Source organism: Photobacterium panuliri (assembly GCF_059920555.1).
This window is the reverse complement of record NZ_CP197192.1, coordinates 129,074-152,960: the sequence shown is the minus strand read 5'-3', so window position 1 is coordinate 152,960 and position 23,887 is coordinate 129,074. Positions and strand designations below refer to the sequence as shown.

Sequence of the window (23,887 nt, the reverse complement as noted above, 5' to 3'; positions counted from 1 at the left end):
GACAGAGAACTATGACAAGTTATGCGTCCCAAGGAAGGAAATATAGTGTATGGGCCCGGGTCGGCCAAATCGGACTTGCCATTGTGCTGTGGCTTGCTAGCGCAGCCGCCATGGCCTCGGTCTCGAACCATATCCGCGGTCTTGATTTCACCCGTAACTCGGAAGGGAGCGGGGTCTTGATAGTGGATCTTGAGCAATCTCGCTCGGTGGTTGACTTGCGCCGTAACGGCCGCCTGCTGTATGTCGATTTCATCGACACTGATATTGCCGATGACATGCTTTATGTCTTGGATGTGGCTGACTTCGCCACCCAGGTCAAGACAGTTGAATCCCTGCGTACCAAGCGTGGTGTCCGCTTGGTACTGACCATGAGCGGTGACTACTTGTATGATTACAAGAGCAAGAATAATAAGCTCGAGGTGATTGTTGCCAAGAAGGATCGAAGCAAGATTGACACCTCGACTATTTCCTATGACAGCAAGCCAATTTCCATCAACTTCCAAGATGTGCCGGTACGTAACGTTTTGCAGTTGATAGCGGAATATAACGATTTTAACTTGGTGGTATCTGATTCGGTGACCGGCAACCTGACCCTGCGTCTGGATGATGTGCCGTGGAAACAGGTGCTGGATATTATCCTCAAGTCGAAGAACCTCGACAAGCGCGAGCAGGGCTCGGTGGTGATGATTGCGCCGAAAGAAGAGTTGATGCGTAGCGAGCAGGAGCAGTTGGAAGCGCAGCGCAAGGAAGAAGAGTTGGCATCGCTGCAGTCGGAGATCATTACCCTTAACTTTGCCAAGGCGACGGAGCTGGGCGAGTTGCTGGCCGGAGCTGAGGACGGTATTAGCATGCTCTCTGGCCGAGGTTCGCTGCATGTCGATGAGCGAACCAACTCTATTATTATCAATGATATCCCTGAGAACCTGGCCAACGTGCGCGATATCGTGGCGGCATTGGATATTCCGGTCGATCAGGTGCAGATTGAAGCGCGTATCGTGACGGTTGACGAGGGGGATATTGATGAACTCGGCGTGCGTTGGGGGATTTTGAGTACGGACGGTACCAATACCGTCGGCGGCTCGATAGAGAATAACCTGGCATCGGTTGGACTGCTTGACCGCAAGGCTACGGTTGACGAGTTCTTGAACGTTAACCTGGCGGCGACCAGTGCGGGTGCCTCTAGTGTCGCCTTCCAAGTGGCCAAGATGGGCGATGTTCTATTGGATCTGGAGCTGTCGGCATTGCAGGAGGAGAAAAAAGCCGAGATTATCTCAAGCCCACGCTTGATGACCACCAACAAGAAGACTGCCTACATCGAGCAGGGTACCGAGATTCCGTACCTTGAAGCGGCATCGAGCGGTGCGGTGTCGGTGAGCTTCAAGAAGGCGGTTCTGAGTCTGATGGTAACCCCGCAGATCACTGCCGATGGCAAGTTGGTGCTGGATTTGGTGGTTACCCAGGACAAGGTGGGTGATGTGGTGAAAGCCGGTACTGGCGAAGCGGTGTCGATTGATACCCAGCGAATTGGTACTCAGGTTCTGGTCGACAACGGCGAGACTGTGGTACTGGGCGGGATCTACCAGCATACGCTCAACAACAAGATCCAGAAGATTCCGGTATTGGGGGATATTCCGGTGCTTGGTGCGCTGTTTAGGAGCACAATGGAAAAAATGGGCAAGCGCGAATTGTTGATTTTTGTCACGCCTAAGATTGTCCGTCAGTGAGTTAACCCCTTGTTGTTTTACGTTGAAGGCCCGTTTAAGGGCCTTCTTCGGCAATAAATCCCGTCTAGCTATTGCCAACCCTAGCCCTGTCTTGAGATAATTTTCGGTCTTATCACGAATTAAATGTGAGGAAGTTGGCGCCTCGGGCTTGTTTTCACTTAAGCCTGCGGGCGGTGTCGTTATATTAACCGCGCGTAAATATTGCTAAAAATGGCTGAAAAACGAAATATTTTCCTGGTCGGCCCAATGGGTGCCGGCAAAAGTACTATAGGTAGACACCTTGCACAGCAATTACATATGGAGTTCTTTGACTCCGATACGGTAATTGAGGACCGCACAGGTGCGGATATCAGCTGGGTATTCGACGTGGAAGGCGAAGAAGGCTTTCGTGTTCGCGAAGAGAAGGTCATTGATGATTTGACCCAGCAGCAAGGTATTGTCCTGGCAACAGGTGGTGGCTCGGTAAAAAGCAAAGAGAGCCGCAATCGCTTGTCTGCCCGTGGTATTGTGGTATACCTTGAAACGACGATTGAGAAGCAGCTTGCTCGTACGCAGCGTGATAAAAAGCGCCCGTTGCTGCAGACCGATACTCCGCGTGAAGTTCTGGAGGAACTTGCACAGGATCGTAATCCACTGTATGAAGAGATCGCCGACTATGTCGTGCGCACTGATGATCAGAGCGCCAAGGTTGTCGCGAACCAAATCATCAAGATGCTTGAAGAGCGCTAATCAACAAGAGAGCTGGCCATGGAACGGATTAACGTCAATCTCGGTGACAGAAGTTACCCAATTTCAATCGGTGCCGGGTTGTTCGATGACCCAGCCCTTTTCTCTGCGGCAATCCCTGCCGGACGACGTGTTGTCGTGGTCAGCAATGTAACGGTAGCCCCGCTGTACGCCGAACAGGTGATCGGGACTATCCGTTCTCTCTCTTGCGATGTTGCTTTGCTCTCCTTGCCTGATGGCGAGCAGTACAAAAGCCTCGAAACCTTCAACCAAATTATGAGCTTCCTGTTGGAAGGCAACTATGGCCGAGATGTGGTTTTGGTTGCCCTTGGCGGTGGGGTGATTGGCGATGTTGTGGGTTTTGCGGCGGCTTGCTACCAGCGCGGTGTGGACTTTGTTCAGGTCCCGACAACGCTGCTGGCGCAGGTTGATTCCTCTGTCGGGGGTAAAACCGCCGTCAACCACCCCCTTGGCAAAAATATGGTAGGTGCGTTCTACCAGCCCAAGGCCGTGATCATCGATAACCAATGCCTAAATACCCTGACCGAGCGTGAGTTTGCGGCCGGTATGGCAGAGGTGATTAAATACGGCATTATTGCCGATGGTGAATTTTTCTGCTGGCTTGAGCAGAATATCGAGCGCCTTCAGGCTCTCGATAATGATGCATTGAGCTACGCAATTGGCCGTTGTTGCCAGATCAAAGCTGATGTCGTCGCCGCAGACGAGAAAGAGTCCGGTGTGCGGGCCTTGCTGAATCTCGGCCATACCTTCGGCCATGCCATTGAAGCTGAAATGGGCTACGGCAATTGGCTTCACGGTGAGGCAGTGGCTGCCGGTACTGTCCAGGCTGCCCGAGCTGCACAGATGCTAGGCCGTATCGGCGCGCAGGATGTCGAGCGGATCGTCAGCCTGCTGGAAAAAGCCAAATTGCCAGTTAAGGGGCCTGAGACAATGGATTTTCCGGGCTATCTCAAACATATGATGCGTGACAAAAAAGTGCTATCTGGCCAGCTGCGCCTGATTTTGCCGACGGCGATCGGCAAGGCGGAATTGGTGGCTGGTGTGGAAGAAGATATTTTGCGCCGCGCCATCAGCGACTAACTCAGTAGCCCATGAACACAGATATGCATACGCAGGCGCTGGATCTGGATTCTCAGACCCAGCTTCTTTCTCGTCTCCAGTTCCTTACCCGCTTTAGCTCCAATCTTATCCATATCACAGGTGCTGCCGGTGCCGGCAAGACCTGGCTCTCCCAGCGTTACCTCGAAGCATGGGCAGGTGCTCGGCAGCAGGCGCTTTTGCTTTGCCACGCCAGCCAGACAGCCAGCCAGCAACGCGCCTATCTGTTGCAACAGTTGGCACCGAAGGCGGTGTTTAATGATCAGGACCCGTTAGGACAAACCCTCGAGCGTATTTTCGCTGGCGAGCGGGTTGATATGTTGTTGGTGGTTGATGATGCTCACCTGCTCAGCCCGGTACTGGTTGCAGAGCTTTGGGATTGGCATCAGCAAACACAGGCGAGCCGTGGTTCGCAGGTGAATGTATTGCTGTTTAGTCTCCCTGGGCGTTTGGACAGCAGTAATGACCAGACTACTGCGGCGAAGGAAATACACCCGGTCGAGGTGGATATCTCGGCATTGGATGAACAGGAATCGCTGTTGTTCGTGGAGCGGGCTTTGGGATTACAACTCGATGCTGCCGCCCGGCGTTGGTACCGTGAGCAACTCGGGGGACGGGACGGGAATCTGCCTGGGGATCTGGTGAAGATGCAGTACAGCGATGATACGGCAACAGCCGGGTATCGATTTTCGCCGAAGGCGGCCCTGGCTCTTGGTGGGGCGGCCGCCCTGCTTGGCCTGGGATGGTGGCTGTGGTCAGCGGATCCCGCTCCGTCCCCAGCGCCGGTTGTCAGCGGCGGGATTAACCAGCAGCAATTGGATCAGGCCTTGGTTGCCGCCGATGCGAAGACGGTGTCGGGCAATACAGATCTGCCTGCGTCGGGTATCTACGATGACAGTGCGAGTCTGCCACCAGAAGTGATGCTGGAAGGGCAGACGGTTGGCCGCAAGGACAGCCCCCCTCGTGTTGTCGTGCCTTCGGCGGTTGTCGATGCCATGCTCGATGAGCAGGCTGTGGGTGGATCCGGTGAGAATGCCGTAGTGGCAAAGCAGGATCTGCTGCAGCCCGTATTGCCTGAAGGCAAGCCGGTGCTTGAACCGAAAAGCGCCGAGGAAAAACGTGAACCGGTGCCGGTAGTTGCTCCGGAACTAAAGCCCGAGCCCAAAGCGAAGCCTGAGGCCCAAACGGTAACGAAGCCGCCGGTCGTGCCGAAACAAGCGGCAGCAGAGACGAAGCGGCCAACGGCCAAGCCGGTCCCTGAGGTTAAAGCCGCGCCAAAAACGCCACCGGCGGATAAGTCAAAAGCCAGAGCGAAAGCTGAGTTGGGGGCGACGTTGCGCCAGTACCCGCCGCAGCATTATGCCTTGCAGCTTGCCGCAGTACGCTCGTTGCAGGCGGCCGAGGAGTTTTTGGCAGATTACGACATGGCGGGGAAAGCAACGGTATATCGGACCCTGCGTAGTGGTGAGCCGTGGTTTATTGTCGTGACAGGCAACTATCGCAATGTTGCCGCAGCCCGCGAGGCTGAGGATTCGCTGCCAGCTCGGGTTCAGGCTGTTCAACCGTGGGCGAAGTCATTCCGCCAAATTCAGCTTGAAATGGATCGCGTCAAATAACGTTCATAGTGGGAGATATTTCCGGGATTTCGGTATCAGAGGCAGCATGAATGGTGTACAATCCGCCACCTTTCGTTACAAAGTAGGTATTGGTGGTTAGCCGAATGAAGAAGCATCGTGCATTCCTGAAATGGGCTGGGGGAAAATACTCTCTGGTTGAGGACATCAAGCGCCACTTGCCTCCTGCACGTAAATTGGTAGAGCCGTTCGTTGGTGCGGGCTCGGTATTTTTGAATACCGATTATGAGCAGTACCTACTGGCAGATATCAACCCGGATCTGATCAACCTTTACAACATCATTAAAGAGCAGCCGGAGCAGTTTGTCCGTGATGCCAAGGCGTTGTTTACGGCTGAATTCAACCAAAAGGGTGCCTACCTCGATATTCGCGAGGCATTCAATAAGACCCAGGACCCTTATCAGCGCTCGCTGTATTTCCTGTATATGAACCGCCACGGTTTTAACGGTTTGTGCCGTTACAACAAGAAAGGCGGGTTCAATGTACCGTTCGGCTCGTACAAGAAACCGTACTTCCCTGAAGACGAAATGTATTTCTTTGCCGAGAAGGCCAAGCGCGCGACGTTTGTCTGCGAGGGGTACCAGCAGACGTTTTCTCGGGCTCGTAAGGGGAGTGTGGTGTACTGCGATCCACCGTACGCGCCATTGTCCACCACGGCCAATTTTACCTCCTATGCCGGTAACGGTTTTAGTCTGGATGATCAGGCGGCTTTGGCTGATGTGGCCGAGCGGGCAGCCGTAGAGCGGGGGATCCCCGTGCTTATTTCAAACCACGATACGACCCTGACCCGTCGGCTGTACCACGGTGCCGAGCTCTCGGTAGTGAGGGTCAAGCGCACGATCAGCCGCAATGGCGGTAGCCGCAACAAGGTGGATGAGCTGTTGGCCCTGTTTCCGGCCCAGCCAGACTGATCATTCAGCCGCGGTGACGCCTAGCCGGCGATCCAGCGACTAATTGCGATCAGTATTCCCACGAAGATAACGATAGCCAGTGCCCCCGTGACAATGAACGGTAGGGCGCTAGGCTGTTTGAAATCTGTTTTCCTGCATGCTTCGGATTGTACGCCCAATAGCGCGCCCGCCACGCTCTTTATTAGGTTGGGCTTCGGTGGCTGCTTGCCCCCGCCGCTAGGTGATGGTTTAGTCATCCTCCGTTACCTGCTCCTCTCTGTTTTCCCGTTGTGCCACGCCTCTCCTTTTCCTAGTGTAGCCCGTAGATAGGGCGGCAAATCCGGTAAGACAATATTGTTCTGATCGGGTAGAATTGCGCCGATTTTCCAATAATCGTTTCCGTAAGTACCGTATAGAGGCTGAACATGAAGGATTTTTTGATCGCTCCATCTATCTTGTCTGCAGACTTTGCCCGTTTGGGTGAGGATGTCGCGAAAGTACTGGCAGCGGGTGCCGATGTTGTGCACTTTGATGTGATGGACAACCACTTCGTACCGAACCTGACATTTGGTGCGCCGGTGTGTCAGGCCCTGCGTGACTACGGGATCACCGCGCCGATTGACGTGCACCTGATGGTCAAGCCTGTTGACCGTATCATTCCGGATTTCGCCAAAGCCGGTGCAACCATGATCACCGTCCATGTTGAAGCGACGGATCACCTTGACCGTACCCTGCAACTCATCAAAGAGTGCGGCTGCCAGGCGGGTGTCGTGTTCAACCCGGCGACACCGCTTCATCACCTGGACTACGTGATGGACAAGATTGACATGATTTTGCTGATGTCGGTCAACCCGGGCTTCGGTGGCCAGTCGTTCATCCCGTCAACCCTCGACAAGCTACGCGAGGTGCGCAAGCGCATTGACGAGTCAGGCCGTGCGATTCGCCTAGAGATTGACGGCGGCGTCAAAGCCGACAACATCCGTGAAATCGCCGAGGCCGGTGCGGATATGTTTGTCGCAGGCTCTGCGATTTTCAGCCAGCCTGACTACAAGGTGGAAATCGACAAGATGCGTGCCGAGCTGGCGAAGGTTGAGCGATAATGGTGGCGCTACAAGACATTAAGTTTGTTGCTTTCGATCTTGACGGTACGCTGCTAGACAGCGTGCCTGATTTGGCGCTGGCAGCGGACCAAACCATGCAAGCCCTCGGCCTTCCCGGGGTGACTCTAGAGCAGGTGACGACCTGGATTGGCAATGGTGCGGATATTCTGATTGGCCGCTGCTTAAGCCGAGATATGGACGTGTCCCCCGATCTCGATCCGCTGCTTCATCAGGAGGCGCGCCGCTTGTTCGATCGCTTCTACGATGAAGGCGGCCATCGCCAAAGTGCGCTTTATCCGGGGGTGCTTGAGACCCTCGCTGCAATGCACCGTGCCGGGATCCCAATGGCGATTGTTACCAATAAGCCGTCCCAGTTTGTGCCTCATCTGCTAGAGGAGCATAAGATTGCCGAGTATTTCGTCGATGTGATTGGTGGCGATACCTTCCCGCAACGAAAGCCCGATCCTTGTGCTCTGCATTGGCTGATGGAAAAACACCAGCTGGCAAGCCACGAGCTGCTGATGGTCGGGGATTCGCGCAATGACATTCTGGCTGCCAAGGCGGCCTCGTGTTATGTTGTTGGCTTGACCTACGGTTACAACTACGGCCAGCCAATCAGTGCCAGCGATCCAGATATTGTGCTGGATCACTTCAGTGATCTGGCAGAAGTGGTTAGACTAGGCAGCTAGTACATCCGGCCCTGCCGGTTAGCGTTGAATTTCAGGCAGCGGCGAAGGCCGCTGCTTCCCTGAGTGACATAGGAACATCACATCATGACTAAACCCATTGTATTGAGCGGCGTGCAGCCTTCTGGCGAATTGAGTATCGGTAACTATCTGGGTGCGCTGCGTCAGTGGGAACAGATGCAGGATGATTACGATTGCCAGTACTGTGTGGTGGACTTGCACGCAATCACTGTGCGCCAAGACCCTAAAGCACTGTACGAAGCGACCTTGGACGCGTTGTCTGTGTGTCTGGCTGTGGGGGTAGACCCGAAGAAGAGCACCCTTTTCATTCAGTCACATGTCCCTGAGCATGCCCAGCTGGGCTGGTTGCTGAACTGCTACACCCAGATGGGTGAGCTAAGTCGTATGACCCAGTTCAAAGATAAGTCCGCGCGTTACGCGAACGATGTGAACGCCGGCCTGTTCGATTACCCGGTACTGATGGCGGCGGATATCCTGCTATACGGCGCGCACCAAGTGCCTGTCGGCAACGACCAGAAGCAGCACCTTGAGCTGGCGCGTGATATCGCGACCCGTTTCAACAACATCTATTCGCCTGAGCAGCCGATCTTCACCATCCCCGAGCCATACATCCCAACGGTGAATGCCCGTGTGATGAGTCTGCAGGACGCAACCAAGAAGATGTCGAAGTCGGACGACAACCGCAAGAACGTGATTACCCTGTTGGAAGAGCCTAAGTCGATCATCAAGAAGATCAACAAGGCCCAGACCGATGCGGAAACACCACCGCGTATTGCCCATGATATCGAGAATAAGGCCGGTATCTCTAACCTGATGGGCCTGTACTCGGCGGCAACAGGTATGAGCTTTGCCGAAATCGAAGCCAAGTATGCCGGCGTTGAGATGTACGGCCCGTTCAAGAAAGACGTTGGCGAAGCTATTGTGGCGATGCTTGAACCTATTCAGGCTGAATACCACCGTGTTCGTGCCGACCGCGCCTACCTCGATGAGGTGATGAAGACGGGTGCCGAGAAAGCGTCTGCACGCGCGGCAGAGACCCTCAAGAAAGCCTATGCGGCAGTGGGTTTTGTTGCTCGCCCGTAAGCGTTGCAGTGTATTGGAAAACCGGCTTCGGCCGGTTTTTTTTCGTCTGGACTTGCCTTTCCTCACTCTAGCGGCAAAATAGCCGCTGACTTTTCAGGGAGTGGACTGACCCATGCTATTGATGATCGACAATTACGATTCCTTTACCTATAACCTGTACCAGTACTTTTGCGAATTGGGGGCTGAGGTCAAGGTGGTGCGTAATGACGAGATTGATCTGGCCGGGATAGAGGCCCTGGCACCGAGCCATCTGGTTATTTCTCCCGGGCCGTGCACTCCTGACGATGCCGGGATTTCACTGGCGGCGATCCGCCATTTCGCGGGTAAGTTGCCGATCCTCGGGGTATGCCTTGGCCACCAGTCACTTGCCCAGGTTTTCGGGGGGGAGGTGGTGCGTGCCCGTCAGGCGATGCATGGCAAGACCTCGCCGGTTGTCCATACTGGGAAAGGCGTATTTTCCGGCCTTAACCAGCCATTGACGGTGACCCGATATCATTCGCTGGTGGTGCGTGCCGAGAGCTTGCCGGATTGTTTTGAGGTGACGGCCTGGACCGAGCGTGACGGCGAGTTTGATGAGATTATGGGTATAGCCCACAAGAGCCTGCCGATCGAGGGGGTGCAGTTCCACCCTGAGAGTATCCTGACCGAGCAGGGGCACCAGCTGCTGGCTAATTTCCTCCATCGCCACTGATCCCCGCGCTAACTGCGTTTTCCCCTCGTCATTCACCGGCGGTGTGCCGTGCCGCCGGTTGGCCGTAGCCTCGCCCTGTTTATTTGTCACTTATCTCTTTGTCCCCCCCCCAGTATATTTAGCGCATTTATGCCGATCCCCTGTGGTTAAATCGCGATCGCCGTCAATTATTTAACATTTAACCAACCTCTAAGTGCAGGAAAGATTATGCAGTTGGAGAACGGTTAGCTGTTGTTTCCTTGCAGGAAAAACAGTATTCCTCACGAAGTGCTTAATAACTTTTCTGTAATATCGCATAAATATACCTATGTTGTTGTGTTGGCCAGATACCAGACAGAGAGAAAAACATTTTCTGCTATTGGAAATGGTTAATAAAATGTAAATACTATGCTTAGGGCAAGCTTTATAGAAGGATTATGACTATGGCAAAGGAACAGAAAGTCGATCGTCAGGTATTCGATGAGGTCATGGTGCCCTGCTATGCACCGATGCAGATGATCCCGGTGCGTGGTGAGGGATCTCGGGTCTGGGATCAGGATGGGCGGGAGTATATCGATTTTGCTGGCGGGATTGCGGTTAGCTGCCTTGGCCACTGCCACCCGGTGATGGTAAGCGCTCTTACCGAGCAGGCGGGGAAGCTATGGCACCTGAGTAATGTCATGACCAACGAACCGGCGTTGCGTCTGGCCCGTCTGCTGACCGAGCACAGCTTTGCCGACAAGGTGTTCTTTGCCAATTCGGGGGCTGAAGCGAACGAAGCGGCACTTAAACTGGCACGCCGTTATGCCGCAGATCAATTTGGCCCTGAGAAGTCGGAGATCATCGCTTTCCATCAGGGGTTCCACGGCCGTACTTTCTTTACGGTCACCGTTGGGGGGCAGACGGCTTATTCGGATGGTTTTGGACCCAAGCCAGGGGATGTCACTCACCTTGCCTACAATGACCTCGAAGGGCTGGCAGCCCATATCTCTGACCGTACCTGTGCGGTGATGATGGAGCCGCTGCAGGGCGAGGGGGGGATCATTTCACCGACGTCTGAATTTGTTCAGGGGGTTCGGGAGCTGTGTGACAAGTACGGGGCACTGCTGATTTTCGATGAGGTGCAAACGGGTAATGGCCGTACCGGCAGTTTCTATGCCTATCAGGATCTCGGGGTTGAGCCGGATATTCTCAGTACCGCCAAGTCTCTGGGCGCCGGCTTTCCGATCGGGGCGATGTTGACGACGGACTCCTTGGCCAAGCACCTCAAAGTGGGGACGCACGGTTCGACATATGGCGGCAATCCGCTGGCATGTGCTGTCGCCGAGGCCGTGGTGGGCGAGGTGACCAAGCCAGAAGTGCTGGCTGGGGTCAAAGAACGCGAGCATTGGTTTCGCGATGCCCTGATGGCTATCAATGCCAAATACCCAATTTTCGACGAAGTACGCGGCAAGGGGCTGCTGCTCGGAGCCGCGCTTAACAGCGAGTGGCAGGGGCGAGCAAGGGATATATTGGTCGCTGCCGGCGAAGAAGGGCTGCTGGTACTGGTCGCGGGTGCTAACGTTGTTCGTTTCACGCCGTCGCTTGTTATTAGTCGGGAGGAGTTTGACTGCGGGATGACCCGCTTCGAGCAGGCCGTCGCCAAGCTTTACTTATCGTGAGAATCGTTGGCTAGTCGATACTGCGGCCGGTTGTGCCGCAGGGGCCCGGTTAGGCCGGGAGGGTATGAGGGACAGCTTGCGCTGCTATAGCATTAGGAGGGAGTTCGATGCTGGTTATACGTCCGATTACAATGGCTGATTTGCCTGCGCTTTTGGCCTGTGCCGAGGAGTCCGGCCACGGGTTTACATCGCTTCCGGTCAACGAGGAGATTTTGGCTGGTCGAATAGCCCATTCCGAGGAGAGCTTTGCCAAATCGGTATCTACGCCGGGGACGGAAGGCTATCTTATGGTCGCCGAGGATACCAAGACCGGCGAGGTGGCCGGCACAACGGCTATCGAGGCGGCAATAGGGCTCGACAATCCGTTTTATACCTATCACCTCAGTACCGTCGTTCATTCGTCGCGCCGGCTCAATGTCCATAATGTCGTCAAGGTCCTGACTTTTGGCAATGATTACACCGGGGTCAGTGAGCTTTGCACTCTGTTCCTTCGCTCGCAATGGCGCGAGGGGCTCAATGGCAGGTTGCTGTCGAAATGCCGTTTTCTGATGATGGCGCAGCATTCGGCCCGTTTCGACAAGACGGTGATCGCCGAAATGCGGGGTGTCTCCGACGATGACGGCAACTCGCCGTTCTGGGACTGGCTCAAGGAGCATTTCTTCTCGATAGACTTCACTCTGGCCGATTACCTGACGGGGATTGGCAAAAAAGGGTTTATTGCCGACTTGATGCCCAAGCTGCCGATCTACGTCAACCTGCTTAGCCCCGAGGCGCAGGCGGTGATTGGCCACGTCCATGAAAAGACCCGCCCGGCACTCCACCTGCTCGAGCAAGAGGGATTTACCTGCCGTGGTTATGTCGACATCTTCGACGCGGGCCCGACCGTGGAGTGCGATATTCGCAATATAGAGTCGGTTCGCCACTCCCGTCTATGCCGGGTGGAGATCGGCCAGCCGCAAGGCGGTATTGATGCCATTGTTGCCAATACGTCATTTGAGGGATTCCGGGCGGTGGCTGGTGAGGTGGATGTTTTGCGTGATGCGGCCGTGGTGACAATTGAGATGGCCGAGGCCCTGCAGGTTAAGCAGGGCGATCTGGTTCGTCTGATTACCCAGTAAGGAGAAAAGTATGTCCCAATGGAACGAAGGACGTTTATGGATTGCGGGCCAATGGCTGGATGGCCGCGGCGAGACGCTGGCTTCTTTTAATCCCTATACCGGAGAGTCGATTTGGCAAGGGGCGGCGGCAAGTGTGGAGCAGGTTGAGCTGGCCGTTGCCGCTGCGCGCGAGGCATTCCCTTCTTGGCGTAGGCTGAACTTGGAAAACCGTCAGGAAATCGTGGAGTGCTTTGGCCGTTTGGTGACGGAGCACAGCGAGGCGTTGGCAGAGGTGATTGCCGAGGAAACGGGTAAGCCCTTGTGGGAAACCCGTACTGAGGTGTCGGCGATGGCGGGCAAGGTGGCGGTTTCGCTGCGTGCCTACCATGAACGTACCGGCAGTACGCGGCGTGATATCGCAGGTGGGCAGGCTGTCCTGCGTCACCGGCCGTTGGGGGTAATGGCGGTATTCGGGCCGTATAATTTCCCCGGCCACCTGCCGAACGGCCATATTATCCCGGCCCTGCTGGCCGGTAATACGGTGGTTTTCAAGCCCTCAGAGCTTACCCCGAAGGTGGCTGAACGGGTCATGCGGCTGTGGCAGTTGGCGGGGCTGCCTGATGGGGTGATCAATTTGGTACAGGGGGCAAGGCCGGTTGGCGAGGCCCTGGCGGCCAGCCGTGGTATCGACGGGCTGTTGTTTACCGGCAGTGCCCATACTGGCCACCTGTTGCACCGCCAGTTTGCCGGCCAGCCAGGCAAGATGCTGGCGTTGGAAATGGGGGGCAACAATCCGTTGGTTGTCTCTGAATTTTGTGGCGAGCTCGATGCCACTGTCTACACTATTATTCAGTCGGCCTTTCTCAGTGCCGGGCAGCGTTGCACTTGTGCTCGCCGCCTTTATCTTCCTCGTGGGGAGGTCGGTGATGCCCTGCTTGAGCGGCTGGTCGCTGTCGCGTCCCAGTTGCGGGTTGGCGGGCCGTTTGATCATCCGGCGCCGTTTATGGGGCCGCAGATTTCCGATCAGGCTGCCGATGCGATTGTCCGTACCCAGTCCGATCTTGAGAATTTGGGGGGCAAAACCCTGCTACGTTCAACCCGCGGGCAAGGGGCGGTTGTGACGCCGGGTATTATCGATGTGAGTGCTATTGCCACCCTGCCTGATGAGGAATACTTCGGCCCGCTGTTGCAAGTTGCCCGTTATCGTAATTTGGCCGATGCCGTCACTATGGCCAATGACACCCGTTATGGGTTGTCTGCCGGTTTGATATCGACGGACGACGGCGAATGGCAGTATTTTGTCGAGCATATCCGGGCCGGGATCGTTAACCGCAACCGGCCGTTGACTGGGGCGAGTGGCGATGCGCCGTTTGGTGGCCCCGGCGCATCTGGCAATCTGCGTCCCAGTGCCTACTATGCCGCCGACTATTGTGCCTATCCGATGGCTACGCTTGAGGGCGGGCAGGCAGAATTGCCCGACAAGTTGGCGCCGGGTATCGTTTTTTAGAGTGCGTTCTGTAACCAGCGCGAGTTACCACGAGAGCGTTGATTCCCCTCGAACCGACTAGCGTGAGGATATCATCATCATGGAAAGGGTAGAGCAACTGTTTAATGGGCTGTGGCAGGACTATGTCACACGCCTTTGTCCCTCGGCATTGCAGATCCACGATCTGCTAGCCGAGGAGGAGCCGCTGCATAACGATCACATTGCCCTACGAACGTTCAATTTACCGATGGTGGGCCTTGACCGTTTGGCTGCTCCCTTCATTGCGATTGGCTACCAACCCAAGGGGCGTTACCGTTTCGAGGGCAAGAAACTCTACGCCGAGCATTTCGAGCATCCCAACCCGCTGGCTCCCAAGGTGTTTATCAGCGAGCTGATGGTGGGGCAGTTCAGCTCGTTGTTCCAGCAGACGGTACGAGAGCTGGTGGCCCAGATGCCGGAGACGTCCTTGCGTGATCCGGCCTTCCTATATGGCGGACGGCAGTGGGAGCTGGACTTTGCCACTTATGAGTTGCTGCTGGCAGAGAGTGAGTATGGCGGTTGGCTGGCTGCCCATGGCTTTGGCGCCAACCATTTCACGGTGAGCCTCAACCATCTCGAGCAGTTCACTGAGGTACGGGAGGTCAATCACCTGCTACGTCACAATGGCTTTGTGATTAACGAGGCTGGCGGGGATGTAAAGGGCAGTGCCAAGGTGATGCTTGAACAATCGTCCACGATGGCCGACCGGGTCGTGGTTGGGTTCAGTGATGGAACCTATGCTATCCCCGGAGGCTTTTACGAATTTGCCAAGCGTTATCCTGATGAGGATGGTGAGCTGTTCTCTGGTTTTGTCGAGGCATCTGCCGACAAAATTTTCGAGAGTACTCACCAATAGATCACCGTGATTGTCCGCGTTGTTCAGTGGCTGATGTTATCGAGGGGAGGCAGATCATAGCCGTGGCTGCTATGGCGTGGCGGCTCTTGTTGTTCTAGGTAGTGTCTGCTGCCGCTAAAGCCGGTCAATTCGACGGTTGTCGGTAGCGGGGCAATCACGGCAGGGCTAAAAGTGGTATGGTGCGGGGAGAAACGCTCGATATCCATATCTTAATCTCCGGTCAATGTTGTATAAGCGCAAATTCCATATGCGCAATGTAGCACTTGTTGGGCAGGATTCAAGTGAAAAAATAGTGAAAATTATTGCAAACTTATTCGCTATAGCGATTTTTTATTTGCAGCCATAAAAAAAGCCGCTAGTGCGGCTTTTTTCAATTATGGTGGCTATCAGCGTGTACCGTAGACAACGATAGTCTTGCCGTGGGCAGAAATCAGGTTCTGCTCTTCCAGCATCTTGAGGATGCGGCCAACGGTTTCACGCGAGCAGCCAACGATTTGGCCGATTTCCTGACGAGTGATCTTGATCTGCATGCCGTCTGGGTGCGTCATTGCATCCGGTTGCTTGGCAAGGTTCAGCAAGGTTTGTGCGATACGGCCGGTTACATCCAAGAAGGCAAGGTCGCCAACTTTCTGGCTGGTTACCTGCAGGCGACGAGCCATCTGAGCAGACAGGCGCATCAGGATATCCGGATTTACTTGGATTAGCTGGCGGAATTTCTTGAATGAAATTTCAGCAACTTCGCACGGAGTCTTCGCACGTACCCAAGCGGTACGCTCCTGGCCTTCCTCGAACAGACCAAGTTCACCGATAAAGTCGCCCTGGTTTAGGTAAGACAGGATCATTTCTTTGCCTTCTTCATCCTTGATCAGGACGGCAACAGAACCTTTTACAATGTAGTAGAGGGTTTCTGCTTTCTCGCCAGCATGGATCAAAGTACTCTTTGAAGGGTATTTATGAATGTGACAATGGGAAAGAAACCACTCTAGAGTTGGATCTGTTTGAGGTTTACCTGGAACCATATTACTAACTTCCTCTGCGTTTAATGCCCAACAACGACGTCCCTATAATTCAAGGCTGGGCCTCTTGTTCGTCGTTTAGGATATTCAGTCACCTGCCGGGCTGCAAGTCAACTTGAATAATTAGCTCAGAGTTTATCTTTTTTCGGCGCGTATTTCTTGATATTGATCTATCGGAAATGGCCATTTTCTAGTCATAAGTGTGCACATGATCACACAGTTGCCAGATAGTGCCAAAACCCCCTGTTTGTAGTAAGGAGAACACGATGCAATCGCGAGTGAAATGGGTCGAGAATATGACCTTTTTAGGCCAGTCAAATTCGGGCCATAGCGTGGTAATGGACGGTAATGGTGGCGAAAAAGCCCCGAGTCCGATGGAACTGGTATTGATGGCTGCCGGAGGTTGCAGTTCAGTGGATGTGGTGGACGGCCTGAAGTCAGCCGGTCAGAAAATCACGGCGTGCGAGGCGCAGATCAGCTCGGTCCGGCGCGATCAGGCACCCCGCCTGTTCACCACGGTGAACTTGCACTTTGTGGTTACCGGTGTGGGGCTCGACAGTGCCATCGTGGCCGAGACGGTTGCCAATTCGCTGGAGAAGTACTGCTCGGTTTGCCTGATGCTAGGGGAAGGGGTCGAGATGACCCATTCCTACGAGGTTGTCGAGGCGTGATCGCCTGAACGTGGTGGCCTTTGTGCCGCCACGTTGTTTTGCCCAACTGTTGTGTTGCTAGTCCCTTCCTGTGCTCTGGGCGATCGCCCTTATCCCTTGTACTACCCAATCTTTCCTGTATCGATCAGTTTTTGGATCAGCGGCCTCATGATTAACTCCATCGCAAAGCTCATCTTGCCGCCGGGTACCACCAGATTGTTGTGGCGAGACATAAACGAGCCTTGGATCATTGCCAGCAGGTACGGGAAGTCGACGTTTTTGATCCCACGGAAACGGATCACCACGAAGCTCTCGTCGAGGCTCGGAATGGCCTTGGCACTGAACGGGTTGGAGGTATCGACGGTCGGCACCCGTTGGAAATTGATATGGGTGCGCGAGAACTGAGGAGTGATGTAGTTGAGGTAGTCGTCCATCGAGCGGACGATAGATTCCATCACCGCCTCGCGGGAATGGCCACGATCCCGGGTATCACGGACGATTTTCTGAATCCACTCGAGGTTGACGATCGGTACCATGCCGATGAGTAAGTCGACGTGCTGAGCGGCGTTGACATCGCCGTCGACCACCCCGCCGTGGAGCCCTTCGTAGAACAGTACATCGGTATTTTCGGGGAGATCTTGCCAAGGCGTGAAGGTGCCCGGCATCTGGTTATAGGGAACGGCCTCGTCGAAGGTATGCAGGTAGCGGCGGAATTTGCCGCTGCCATCGTTGCCGTACTGTTCGAAGAAGCCGGCCAGCAGCGGAAAGTCATTGGCCTGGGGGCCGAAATAGCTGATATGGCGTCCCTGCTCTTTGGCTTTGCGGATCTCGACGTCCATTTCCGGGCGGGTGAAGCGGTGGAAGCTGTCCCCCTCAAGCCAGGCGGCATTGATACCCATCATGTTGAACATTTTGCGGAAGGCTTCGGAGGTGGTCGAGGTGCCCGCACCGGACGATCCGGTAACTGCAATAATCGGATGTTTTGCAGACATGACAAACCCTGTCGTTAACATTATTGGAAAGAGTTATTAACAGGGCGCGGGGGTTAGGTCAAGCGGAGGCGTCAAAAATGCCAACAGCCTCCGCCCAATTTTCTCATTATGGGAGAGCGCGCTTCAGTGGCCCATTTGATGGCGGAGTTTGATATCTACTGTTTCATGGAGCTCGGAGAAGACAATCACGGCATCGCCGCTGCGGAGCTGGGCCCGGACATGGTCGACCTTTTCCTCGAGGCTGAGCTCGCGCTCGCCGTAGTCGGTTCCCTCGCGCAGGACGAAGTGCTCGATAAGGTTAGTTAGGGTGTCTGGGTCAATATCTTGCCAGGGGATGATCATAGGACGCTACCTAAAGGGGGGAAAGCCGTATCTTGCCGGAAGCCCCGCCTATTGGCAATGCTGTTACTTGCCTGCGCTTGCCATGTCTATCCGCCAGCAGGACTGGGCTAGCGGCGGTTCAGGATTTGGCTGAACCATTCGGGAACAGTCGTTTCCAGCCATAGCGCAGGCTTGTGCCAACTGCCAGACACAAAACCGACATGGCCGCCGTTGTCGACCAGATCATAGTGGATGTGCGGCGGAAGGGGATGAGACGGGATCACAGCCCCTGTCATGAACGGGTCATCCTTGGCATGGATAACCCGCAGCGGGGTTGTGATCTCTGTAAGCCGCGCTAACCCGCTGCAGCGCCGATAGTAGTCATTGGCACCGTCAAAGCCGTGCAGCGGCGCGGTAACCTGTTCGTCGAACTGCCACAGGGTGCGAATGTGCCTTGCTTGCTCCTGACCGAGGGGCATAGCTTCGGGCTGGGTGCTAATCTTGCGGTCGAGGGTACGTTTCATCGAGCTAAGCAGGTATAGCTGGTAGATCTTGGAGAACCCCTGCTGGATCCGCGTCGAGCAGGCAGCGAGATCAAGCGGTGGCGAGATCACCTGTGCGGCGAGGAGATCACTCTGCTCTTGGGACTCAGCCAGATAGTTGACCAGCATGTTGCCCCCGAGCGAAACGCCCACCGCCATGAAAGGCTGGGTCGGGAGTTGCTGGCGCAGCCACCGGAGAAAAAAGCGGGCGTCGTCGGTCTCGCCGGAATGGTAGCTCCTAGGAAGGCGGTTGATTTCGCCACTGCAGCCGCGGAAATGCATCATCACCCCGAGCCAGCCCTGTTGAGCGGCAGCATGGAGCAGGCCGTTGGCATAGGGGCTGTGAAAGCTGCCCTCGAGGCCGTGGAACAGGATCATGACCGGTTGGTTCTGGTGGCAGCTGTCAGGCTGTGCGGTCCAGGCTAAATCCAGGAAGTCACCGTCTGGCGTATCAAGGCGTTGGGTGATGGGCTCGAACAACGGTGAGCGGCGCATGAATCGGGGCAACAGGGTCTGGAGGTGGGCGTTGCGTAATCCGAGGGCCGGTTTGAACGGGGTCATAGTCGCTCCTGAGCTTGCAGTGATGGCATCAGGCTAGCAGGGAATGCCAGCAGGCGGCAATAGTTTGACAGGTTGCGGGGATGCCGGGTGGTGCTGAGTGCCATGGGGGAGAGGGCATCAATCAGCGATTGCTGCTGTTCTTGCTCGAGCTGGAGCTCTTCGTCGAGCAGCGAGCGGTACAGCTCTTTGCTCAGGCTGGGTTTGAGTTGCCGTCGCCGGGTACGGTGGGCTTGCAGGGATGGTTCGCTGGCGGACAGGGCGGCAAGCAGTACCGATATTTCCTGTGTCGACAGGGCCAGCGATTGGGTATCGAGCCAGTGCAGGAGCAGGGCGAGGTTGACGTTGCCATGGTATTGGTCTTGCAAGACGAGGCAGGCATGCTCGACACCAGGGCGGCGGTAGTGGTCAATGGCAAATTGCCAGAAGCGCGAAGGATCCAATCGCTCTATCGGCATGGTGCTGTCTCCCAGAAAAAAGGGGGATGACACTGTCATCCCCCTTAGGTTGTGCGGTTACTGTTGGTTGAATTCGGCTTCCATCGCCTCGAGCTGCTCTTGCAGATCCATCCATTCCATCTCAACGTCTTCGAGCTGGGATTTGGATTCTGCCTGGCGCTGCAGTTGCTCGGTCAGCTGGGCTTTGTTGTCGGCTTCGTAGATGGTCGCATCCGCGAGACGCGCCTCGGCATCCGCTAGGGTTGCGCTGAGTTTTTCCATCTGCTTGTCGAGCTTGTCGACTTGCTTACGCAGCGGGGCCGTCAGCTTGCGGAATTCGGCCTCCAGACGCTTTTGCTCCTTGCGGGAGGCCGCGCTGTTGTCCTTGTTGCTCTCTGGCTTGGCAGCCTGCTGCTCGCGTCGTTCGTTGCGCTGCTGCTCGGTCAGCCATTTATGGTAATCGTTGAGATCGCCATCGAATGGCACGACTTGACGGTCGTGGACCAGATAGAGGTCATCGGTGGTTGCACGGAGCAGGAAGCGGTCGTGGCTGACAATGACCATTGCTCCCTCGAAAGACTGCAGGGCCAGGGTCAGGGCCTGACGCATATCCAGATCAAGGTGGTTGGTTGGTTCATCGAGTAGCAACAGGTTCGGGCGTTGCCATACGATCAAGGCCAGTACCAGGCGGGCTTTCTCGCCGCCGGAGAACGGGCCGACTTTTTCCAGTGCCTTGTCGCCGACAAAGCCGAAGCTGCCGAGGTAGTCGCGCAACTGCTGCTCGGTCGCTTCCGGGGCGAGGCGAGCCATGTGCTGGACCGGGGTGTCATCCATGTACAGCGTTTCGAGCTGGTGCTGGGCGAAGTAGCCGATCTTCACACCCTGCGAGTAGGCCATGTCGCCAGCCTTGGCCGGCAACTCGCCAGCCAGCATCTTGATCAGGGTGGATTTGCCCGCGCCGTTACGGCCGAGTAGGCCGATACGACTGCCTGGTACCAGATTCAAGCGGATCTTTTCGAGGATCAGTGTGTCGCCGTAGCCGGCGGCGACCTGATCCATCATCAGGATCGGGTTGGGCAGGGCCGATGGCTCGCGAAATTCGAAACTGAACGGGTTGTCGAACTGGGCCGGAAGGACCTTCTCCATCCGCTCAAGCGCCTTGATACGGCTTTGGGCTTGGCGGGCCTTGCTGGCCTTGTAGCGGAAGCGGTCGATATAGGACTGCATGTGCGACATTTGCTTCTGCTGCTTCTGGTACATCGCCTGTTGCAGGATCAGCTTTTCGGCGCGCTGGGTCTCGAACGACGAGTAGTTGCCGGTATAGCTGTTCATGGTCTGGTTTTCGATGTGCACGATCCGGTTGACGACCGGGTCGAGAAAGTCACGGTCGTGGGAGATCAGAACCAAGGTGCCGCGGTATCCCTGCAGCCATTTCTCAAGCCACATCACGGCATCAAGGTCGAGGTGGTTGGTCGGTTCGTCGAGCAGCAGCAGGTCGGAGCGGCATAGTAGCGCCTGGGCCAGGTTGAGGCGCATTCGCCAGCCACCGGAGAATTGGGTCAGGAACCAGCTCATTTGCTCTTGCGAGAAACCAAGGCCGTCAAGCAGCTCGGCTGCGCGGGCACGGATGCTGTAGCCGCCGATGGCTTCGATTTTGCCGTGGAGCTCGGCCACTTTGGTGCCGTTGTCCGCCTCCTCGGCGGCAGCCAGTTCGGCCTCCAATTGGCGGTACTCGCGGTCGCCGTCGATCACGTATTCGATGGCACTGCGCTCGAGGGCCGGGGTCTCCTGGGCAACCCAGGCCAGTTCCCAGTTGGCAGGGTACTGGCAGTTGCCGGCATCGACGCTGAGTTCGTGCTTGAGCAGGGCGAACAGGGTGGACTTGCCACAGCCGTTCTTGCCGACAAGGCCGACTTTGTCGCCGGGATGAATGGTCGCCGAGGCCTGGTCCAGCAGGACCTTGCCGCCGCGCAGGAGTTGGATGTCAGAAAAGGTGATCATTGACTGTGCCGGGGTGTCCCGCTCCGCAAAAGACTGAATACAACAATATGTGCGGCAGTCTACCCGAAAGCGGTGGGGACTGCTAATTGCAAAGATGGCAGTGGCGGCCGTGCTATTTGTACCCGATTATGTATTATGAGGATAAAGGTTAACAAAACGTTGCCGTTCCCTGTTTTTCAGGGGCGGCGCGAGCAACAAGGACTGTTATGACCCAACAAGGCCCACCGCGTGTACTGGTGATTTATGCCCACCCCGATCCTGCTGCTTCGGTCGCCAACCGCGAGATGCTGGCAGCCGTCGAGCCCCTGCCCAATGTGACACTTCATGATCTGTATGCGGTCTATCCGGATTTCTTTATTGACGAGGCTGCCGAGCGCGAGCGGGTTCGCCAGCATGATGTTCTGGTTTTCCAGCATCCGCTGTATATGTATTCCTGTCCCGCGCTCCTCAAGGAATGGATAGACGTGATCCTCTGCAAGGGCTTTGCCCATGGCGAGGGGAATGATACCCAAGGCAAGTACTGGCGCTCGGTGATCACCACTGGGGGGGCGGCGGAAGCCTACACCCCCGATGGCTATAATCGCTGCAGCGTTGACGAGATCCTCAAGCCCTTCGAACTCAGCGCGGCCCTGTGCCAGATGCACTGGCTGCCGCCGCTGGTATTGCATTGGGCTCGGCGGATCCCCGCAGCCGAACGGTCGGCCCATGCCCGGGCCTACCGTGACTGGATCCGAGATCCGCTGGCGGTAGTGCCTAAGGGGGGATGGGATGGCCGGTGATATCCTTTCTGTCAGCGTGGTTTTCTTGGCGGCGGCCGTAGTGGCCGTGCCGATTGCCCAGCGTCTTGGTATCGGTTCGGTACTGGGTTACCTGCTGGCCGGGATTGCTATCGGCCCTTGGGGGTTGGGGTTGATTGATGATGTCGATGCGATACTGCACTTTTCTGAGTTCGGGGTGGTGTTGCTGCTGTTTTTGATCGGGTTGGAGCTCAACCCCAAGAAGCTGTGGCAGATGCGAGGGCCGATTCTTGGGCTGGGTGGTAGCCAGGTGCTGTTGACCAGCGTGGTGATCACCTTGGCGATGATGGTGGCCGGAGGCTCACTGCTACCGGGGCTGACATGGGCTGATGCGCTTGTGGTCGGGATGGGGTTGGCACTGTCGTCGACAGCTATCGCGTTGCGGGTGATAGACGAGCAGGGGCTGGCGGGGAGCGATACGGGGCAGGCAGGGTTTGCCGTCTTGCTGTTTCAGGACATCGCAGTGATCCCGATGCTGGCGATATTGCCCGTGCTGGCCGGTGGCGGAGGCGGCAGCTGGGTTGACTTGGCTTGGATGGTCGGCGGTATTGCCGTATTGCTGGTTGGCGGTCATTTTTTGCTGCGGCCGCTGTTCCGCTGGGTGGTGATGAGCAATGTCCGCGAGCTGTTTACGGTGACGGCCTTGCTGCTGGTGGTCGGGATTGCCCTTGGGATGCAGTCGCTTGGCTTGTCGATGGCGTTGGGCACGTTCTTGGCCGGGGTGCTGCTTGCCGAGAGTGAGTACCGTCATGAGCTGGAGATCGCCATCGAGCCGTTCAAGGGGTTGCTGCTTGGGCTGTTCTTCATCTCTGTGGGCATGGCGGTTAATCTTGGTTTACTGCTGCAGTACCCGCTGCAGATCCTGCTGGCCGTTGTCGGCCTTGTTGCTGTCAAGGGGTTGGTTCTGTATCTCTTGGCCCGTAGTTTCGGGATCCAGGCCAAGGCCCGTAGCCAGATGGCGGCGATCCTCAGTCAGGGCGGCGAGTTTGCCTTTGTCCTGTTTACCGCCGCAATGGGACAGGGGTTGCTGGGGGCCGAGTTGGCTTCCTTTCTGCTGGTGGTGGTGAGCCTGTCGATGATGACCACGCCGTTGGTACTCAAGGTTCAGGACTACTGGTTTGTCCGCAGTTTCAAGACAGATTCAGATGAACAGATCGAGTCTGACGTCGTTGACCGCCAGCCACGGGTGATTATCACCGGCTTTGGCCGTTTCGGGCAGGTTGTGGGGCGGTTGCTGTTTGCCAACAAGATCCGGGTGACGGTTCTTGAGCGCGACCCCACCCAAATCCAGTTTCTGCGCAAGTTTGGTTACAAGGTCTATTATGGCGATGCGACTCAGGTCGAGCTATTGCGTGCGGCGGGCGCGGACCGAGCCGAGGCGATTATTATCTGTACCGATGATCCGGGTGAGGTGATGGAAGTCGTGGCGTTGTGCCAGCGGTATTTTCCCAAGCTTAAAATTATGGCCAGGGCCAGAAGCCGGGTCGAGGCACACCAGTTGTTGAGCCACGGGGTTGAGTGCTTTTCGCGCGAAACTTTTGCCAGTGCCCTTGATTTAGGACGTCAGGCCCTCATATCTTTGGGTATGCACCCTTACCAAGCTAAGCGGGCCGAATCCCATTTTCGCAAGTTGGATACCACGGCACTGCGCGATTTGTTGCCGCAGCATTCCGAGGATGTCCATTTAGCGACGCGGGCCAAGGAGGCGCGCAAAGAGCTGGAAGAGATTTTCGACCGCGAGATGCGCGGCGAGCGCGAACGTCACAATGACTGGGATTGAA

The 23,887-nt window shown here is 56.0% G+C and carries 24 protein-coding genes; 16 read left to right on the top strand and 8 right to left on the bottom strand.

Going from position 1 to position 23,887, the window contains the following annotated elements; genetic code table 11:
* The first annotated feature begins 11 nt into the window (after positions 1 to 11).
* The 5 genes from ACSF8X_RS00820 to dam all read left to right on the top strand — a co-directional run bounded on the left by ACSF8X_RS00820 (position 12) and on the right by dam (position 6,114).
* The gene (locus tag ACSF8X_RS00820) at positions 12 to 1,724 is read left to right on the top strand and encodes a type IV pilus secretin PilQ (protein ID WP_084722163.1); all 1,713 of its coding nucleotides are present in this window, start codon (positions 12 to 14) and stop codon (positions 1,722 to 1,724) included.
* 210 nt (positions 1,725 to 1,934) lie between these two features.
* A complete protein-coding gene (gene aroK / locus ACSF8X_RS00815) occupies positions 1,935 to 2,453 on the top strand; it encodes a shikimate kinase AroK (protein ID WP_047877838.1) in 519 nt (172 codons plus the stop codon).
* Between the two features lie 18 nt (positions 2,454 to 2,471).
* On the top strand, positions 2,472 to 3,551 hold the full coding sequence (gene aroB / locus ACSF8X_RS00810) for a 3-dehydroquinate synthase (RefSeq protein ID WP_500850481.1): 1,080 nt from the start codon (positions 2,472 to 2,474) through the stop codon (positions 3,549 to 3,551).
* Positions 3,552 to 3,562: 11 nt separating this feature from the next.
* Positions 3,563 to 5,185 carry an AAA family ATPase gene (locus tag ACSF8X_RS00805; protein WP_500850480.1) on the top strand — a complete coding sequence of 541 codons (1,623 nt, stop codon included), beginning with the start codon at positions 3,563 to 3,565 and terminating at the stop codon, positions 5,183 to 5,185.
* 104 nt (positions 5,186 to 5,289) lie between these two features.
* A complete protein-coding gene (dam, locus tag ACSF8X_RS00800) occupies positions 5,290 to 6,114 on the top strand; it encodes an adenine-specific DNA-methyltransferase (RefSeq protein ID WP_047877841.1) in 825 nt (274 codons plus the stop codon).
* A gap of 20 nt (positions 6,115 to 6,134) precedes the next feature.
* On the opposite strand, the gene ACSF8X_RS00795 is transcribed toward dam, so the two are convergent.
* Positions 6,135 to 6,350: a DUF2970 domain-containing protein gene (locus tag ACSF8X_RS00795; RefSeq protein ID WP_047877842.1), complete on the bottom strand. Its 216-nt coding sequence runs from the start codon at positions 6,348 to 6,350 to the stop codon at positions 6,135 to 6,137.
* Positions 6,351 to 6,518: 168 nt separating this feature from the next.
* Here ACSF8X_RS00795 and rpe point away from each other — a divergent pair, with 168 nt between their 5' ends.
* From rpe to ACSF8X_RS00755, 8 genes are all read left to right on the top strand, one after another.
* On the top strand, positions 6,519 to 7,193 hold the full coding sequence (gene rpe / locus ACSF8X_RS00790) for a ribulose-phosphate 3-epimerase (RefSeq protein WP_047877843.1): 675 nt from the start codon (positions 6,519 to 6,521) through the stop codon (positions 7,191 to 7,193).
* On the top strand, positions 7,193 to 7,882 hold the full coding sequence (locus ACSF8X_RS00785; protein WP_047877844.1) for a phosphoglycolate phosphatase: 690 nt from the start codon (positions 7,193 to 7,195) through the stop codon (positions 7,880 to 7,882). Before rpe ends, ACSF8X_RS00785 begins: the two co-directional genes overlap by 1 nt.
* Before the next feature lie 84 nt (positions 7,883 to 7,966).
* On the top strand, positions 7,967 to 8,983 hold the full coding sequence (trpS, locus tag ACSF8X_RS00780) for a tryptophan--tRNA ligase (protein WP_047877845.1): 1,017 nt from the start codon (positions 7,967 to 7,969) through the stop codon (positions 8,981 to 8,983).
* Between the two features lie 112 nt (positions 8,984 to 9,095).
* Complete coding sequence (locus tag ACSF8X_RS00775; RefSeq protein ID WP_047877846.1) at positions 9,096 to 9,674, top strand: aminodeoxychorismate/anthranilate synthase component II; 579 nt, start codon at positions 9,096 to 9,098, stop codon at positions 9,672 to 9,674.
* A 422-nt stretch (positions 9,675 to 10,096) separates the two neighbouring features.
* The gene (locus ACSF8X_RS00770; protein WP_500850479.1) at positions 10,097 to 11,314 is read left to right on the top strand and encodes an aspartate aminotransferase family protein; all 1,218 of its coding nucleotides are present in this window, start codon (positions 10,097 to 10,099) and stop codon (positions 11,312 to 11,314) included.
* Positions 11,315 to 11,421: 107 nt separating this feature from the next.
* Complete coding sequence (gene astA / locus ACSF8X_RS00765) at positions 11,422 to 12,432, top strand: arginine N-succinyltransferase (RefSeq protein ID WP_047877848.1); 1,011 nt, start codon at positions 11,422 to 11,424, stop codon at positions 12,430 to 12,432.
* Between the two features lie 10 nt (positions 12,433 to 12,442).
* Positions 12,443 to 13,918 (top strand): succinylglutamate-semialdehyde dehydrogenase, encoded by a 1,476-nt coding sequence (gene astD, locus ACSF8X_RS00760; RefSeq protein ID WP_500850478.1) that lies wholly within the window; start codon positions 12,443 to 12,445, stop codon positions 13,916 to 13,918.
* Between the two features lie 79 nt (positions 13,919 to 13,997).
* Complete coding sequence (locus ACSF8X_RS00755; protein ID WP_500850477.1) at positions 13,998 to 14,792, top strand: DUF1338 domain-containing protein; 795 nt, start codon at positions 13,998 to 14,000, stop codon at positions 14,790 to 14,792.
* 23 nt (positions 14,793 to 14,815) lie between these two features.
* On the opposite strand, the gene ACSF8X_RS00750 is transcribed toward ACSF8X_RS00755, so the two are convergent.
* Together ACSF8X_RS00750 and crp are read right to left on the bottom strand one after the other, a co-directional pair.
* The gene (locus ACSF8X_RS00750) at positions 14,816 to 14,998 is read right to left on the bottom strand and encodes a hypothetical protein (RefSeq protein ID WP_500850476.1); all 183 of its coding nucleotides are present in this window, start codon (positions 14,996 to 14,998) and stop codon (positions 14,816 to 14,818) included.
* A 180-nt stretch (positions 14,999 to 15,178) separates the two neighbouring features.
* Entirely contained in the window at positions 15,179 to 15,811 is a 633-nt protein-coding gene (gene crp / locus ACSF8X_RS00745) for a cAMP-activated global transcriptional regulator CRP (RefSeq protein ID WP_027250650.1), read from the bottom strand.
* Positions 15,812 to 16,074: 263 nt separating this feature from the next.
* On the opposite strand from crp, the gene ACSF8X_RS00740 reads away from it, so the two are divergent.
* Positions 16,075 to 16,479: an OsmC family protein gene (locus tag ACSF8X_RS00740; protein WP_047877852.1), complete on the top strand. Its 405-nt coding sequence runs from the start codon at positions 16,075 to 16,077 to the stop codon at positions 16,477 to 16,479.
* Between the two features lie 101 nt (positions 16,480 to 16,580).
* On the opposite strand, the gene ACSF8X_RS00735 is transcribed toward ACSF8X_RS00740, so the two are convergent.
* From ACSF8X_RS00735 to ACSF8X_RS00715, 5 genes are all read right to left on the bottom strand, one after another.
* Positions 16,581 to 17,450, bottom strand: a complete 870-nt coding sequence (locus ACSF8X_RS00735; protein WP_047877853.1) for a phosphoribulokinase — start codon at positions 17,448 to 17,450, stop codon at positions 16,581 to 16,583.
* Between the two features lie 123 nt (positions 17,451 to 17,573).
* The gene (locus ACSF8X_RS00730; protein ID WP_047877854.1) at positions 17,574 to 17,792 is read right to left on the bottom strand and encodes a YheU family protein; all 219 of its coding nucleotides are present in this window, start codon (positions 17,790 to 17,792) and stop codon (positions 17,574 to 17,576) included.
* A gap of 107 nt (positions 17,793 to 17,899) precedes the next feature.
* Positions 17,900 to 18,874 carry a hydrolase gene (locus ACSF8X_RS00725; RefSeq protein ID WP_500850475.1) on the bottom strand — a complete coding sequence of 325 codons (975 nt, stop codon included), beginning with the start codon at positions 18,872 to 18,874 and terminating at the stop codon, positions 17,900 to 17,902.
* Entirely contained in the window at positions 18,871 to 19,362 is a 492-nt protein-coding gene (locus ACSF8X_RS00720) for a TIGR02444 family protein (RefSeq protein ID WP_500850474.1), read from the bottom strand. Before ACSF8X_RS00720 ends, ACSF8X_RS00725 begins: the two co-directional genes overlap by 4 nt.
* A gap of 24 nt (positions 19,363 to 19,386) precedes the next feature.
* Positions 19,387 to 21,309: an ABC transporter ATP-binding protein gene (locus ACSF8X_RS00715; RefSeq protein ID WP_500850473.1), complete on the bottom strand. Its 1,923-nt coding sequence runs from the start codon at positions 21,307 to 21,309 to the stop codon at positions 19,387 to 19,389.
* Between the two features lie 206 nt (positions 21,310 to 21,515).
* On the opposite strand from ACSF8X_RS00715, the gene kefG reads away from it, so the two are divergent.
* Entirely contained in the window at positions 21,516 to 22,088 is a 573-nt protein-coding gene (kefG, locus tag ACSF8X_RS00710; RefSeq protein WP_500850472.1) for a glutathione-regulated potassium-efflux system ancillary protein KefG, read from the top strand.
* Positions 22,078 to 23,886, top strand: a complete 1,809-nt coding sequence (gene kefB, locus ACSF8X_RS00705) for a glutathione-regulated potassium-efflux system protein KefB (protein WP_500850471.1) — start codon at positions 22,078 to 22,080, stop codon at positions 23,884 to 23,886. Before kefG ends, kefB begins: the two co-directional genes overlap by 11 nt.
* Position 23,887: the final 1 nt, after the last annotated feature.

Bases quoted from the DNA above. Each gene is read 5' to 3' on its own strand.
- ACSF8X_RS00820 (WP_084722163.1), top strand. From the start codon at position 12: ATGACAAGTTATGCGTCCCAAGGAAGGAAATATAGTGTATGGGCCCGG.
- aroK (WP_047877838.1), top strand. From the start codon at position 1,935: ATGGCTGAAAAACGAAATATTTTCCTGGTCGGCCCAATGGGTGCCGGC.
- aroB (WP_500850481.1), top strand. From the start codon at position 2,472: ATGGAACGGATTAACGTCAATCTCGGTGACAGAAGTTACCCAATTTCA.
- ACSF8X_RS00805 (WP_500850480.1), top strand. From the start codon at position 3,563: ATGAACACAGATATGCATACGCAGGCGCTGGATCTGGATTCTCAGACC.
- dam (WP_047877841.1), top strand. From the start codon at position 5,290: ATGAAGAAGCATCGTGCATTCCTGAAATGGGCTGGGGGAAAATACTCT.
- ACSF8X_RS00795 (WP_047877842.1), bottom strand. From the start codon at position 6,350: ATGACTAAACCATCACCTAGCGGCGGGGGCAAGCAGCCACCGAAGCCC.
- rpe (WP_047877843.1), top strand. From the start codon at position 6,519: ATGAAGGATTTTTTGATCGCTCCATCTATCTTGTCTGCAGACTTTGCC.
- ACSF8X_RS00785 (WP_047877844.1), top strand. From the start codon at position 7,193: ATGGTGGCGCTACAAGACATTAAGTTTGTTGCTTTCGATCTTGACGGT.
- trpS (WP_047877845.1), top strand. From the start codon at position 7,967: ATGACTAAACCCATTGTATTGAGCGGCGTGCAGCCTTCTGGCGAATTG.
- ACSF8X_RS00775 (WP_047877846.1), top strand. From the start codon at position 9,096: ATGCTATTGATGATCGACAATTACGATTCCTTTACCTATAACCTGTAC.
- ACSF8X_RS00770 (WP_500850479.1), top strand. From the start codon at position 10,097: ATGGCAAAGGAACAGAAAGTCGATCGTCAGGTATTCGATGAGGTCATG.
- astA (WP_047877848.1), top strand. From the start codon at position 11,422: ATGCTGGTTATACGTCCGATTACAATGGCTGATTTGCCTGCGCTTTTG.
- astD (WP_500850478.1), top strand. From the start codon at position 12,443: ATGTCCCAATGGAACGAAGGACGTTTATGGATTGCGGGCCAATGGCTG.
- ACSF8X_RS00755 (WP_500850477.1), top strand. From the start codon at position 13,998: ATGGAAAGGGTAGAGCAACTGTTTAATGGGCTGTGGCAGGACTATGTC.
- ACSF8X_RS00750 (WP_500850476.1), bottom strand. From the start codon at position 14,998: ATGGATATCGAGCGTTTCTCCCCGCACCATACCACTTTTAGCCCTGCC.
- crp (WP_027250650.1), bottom strand. From the start codon at position 15,811: ATGGTTCCAGGTAAACCTCAAACAGATCCAACTCTAGAGTGGTTTCTT.
- ACSF8X_RS00740 (WP_047877852.1), top strand. From the start codon at position 16,075: ATGCAATCGCGAGTGAAATGGGTCGAGAATATGACCTTTTTAGGCCAG.
- ACSF8X_RS00735 (WP_047877853.1), bottom strand. From the start codon at position 17,450: ATGTCTGCAAAACATCCGATTATTGCAGTTACCGGATCGTCCGGTGCG.
- ACSF8X_RS00730 (WP_047877854.1), bottom strand. From the start codon at position 17,792: ATGATCATCCCCTGGCAAGATATTGACCCAGACACCCTAACTAACCTT.
- ACSF8X_RS00725 (WP_500850475.1), bottom strand. From the start codon at position 18,874: ATGACCCCGTTCAAACCGGCCCTCGGATTACGCAACGCCCACCTCCAG.
- ACSF8X_RS00715 (WP_500850473.1), bottom strand. From the start codon at position 21,309: ATGATCACCTTTTCTGACATCCAACTCCTGCGCGGCGGCAAGGTCCTG.
- kefG (WP_500850472.1), top strand. From the start codon at position 21,516: ATGACCCAACAAGGCCCACCGCGTGTACTGGTGATTTATGCCCACCCC.
- kefB (WP_500850471.1), top strand. From the start codon at position 22,078: ATGGCCGGTGATATCCTTTCTGTCAGCGTGGTTTTCTTGGCGGCGGCC.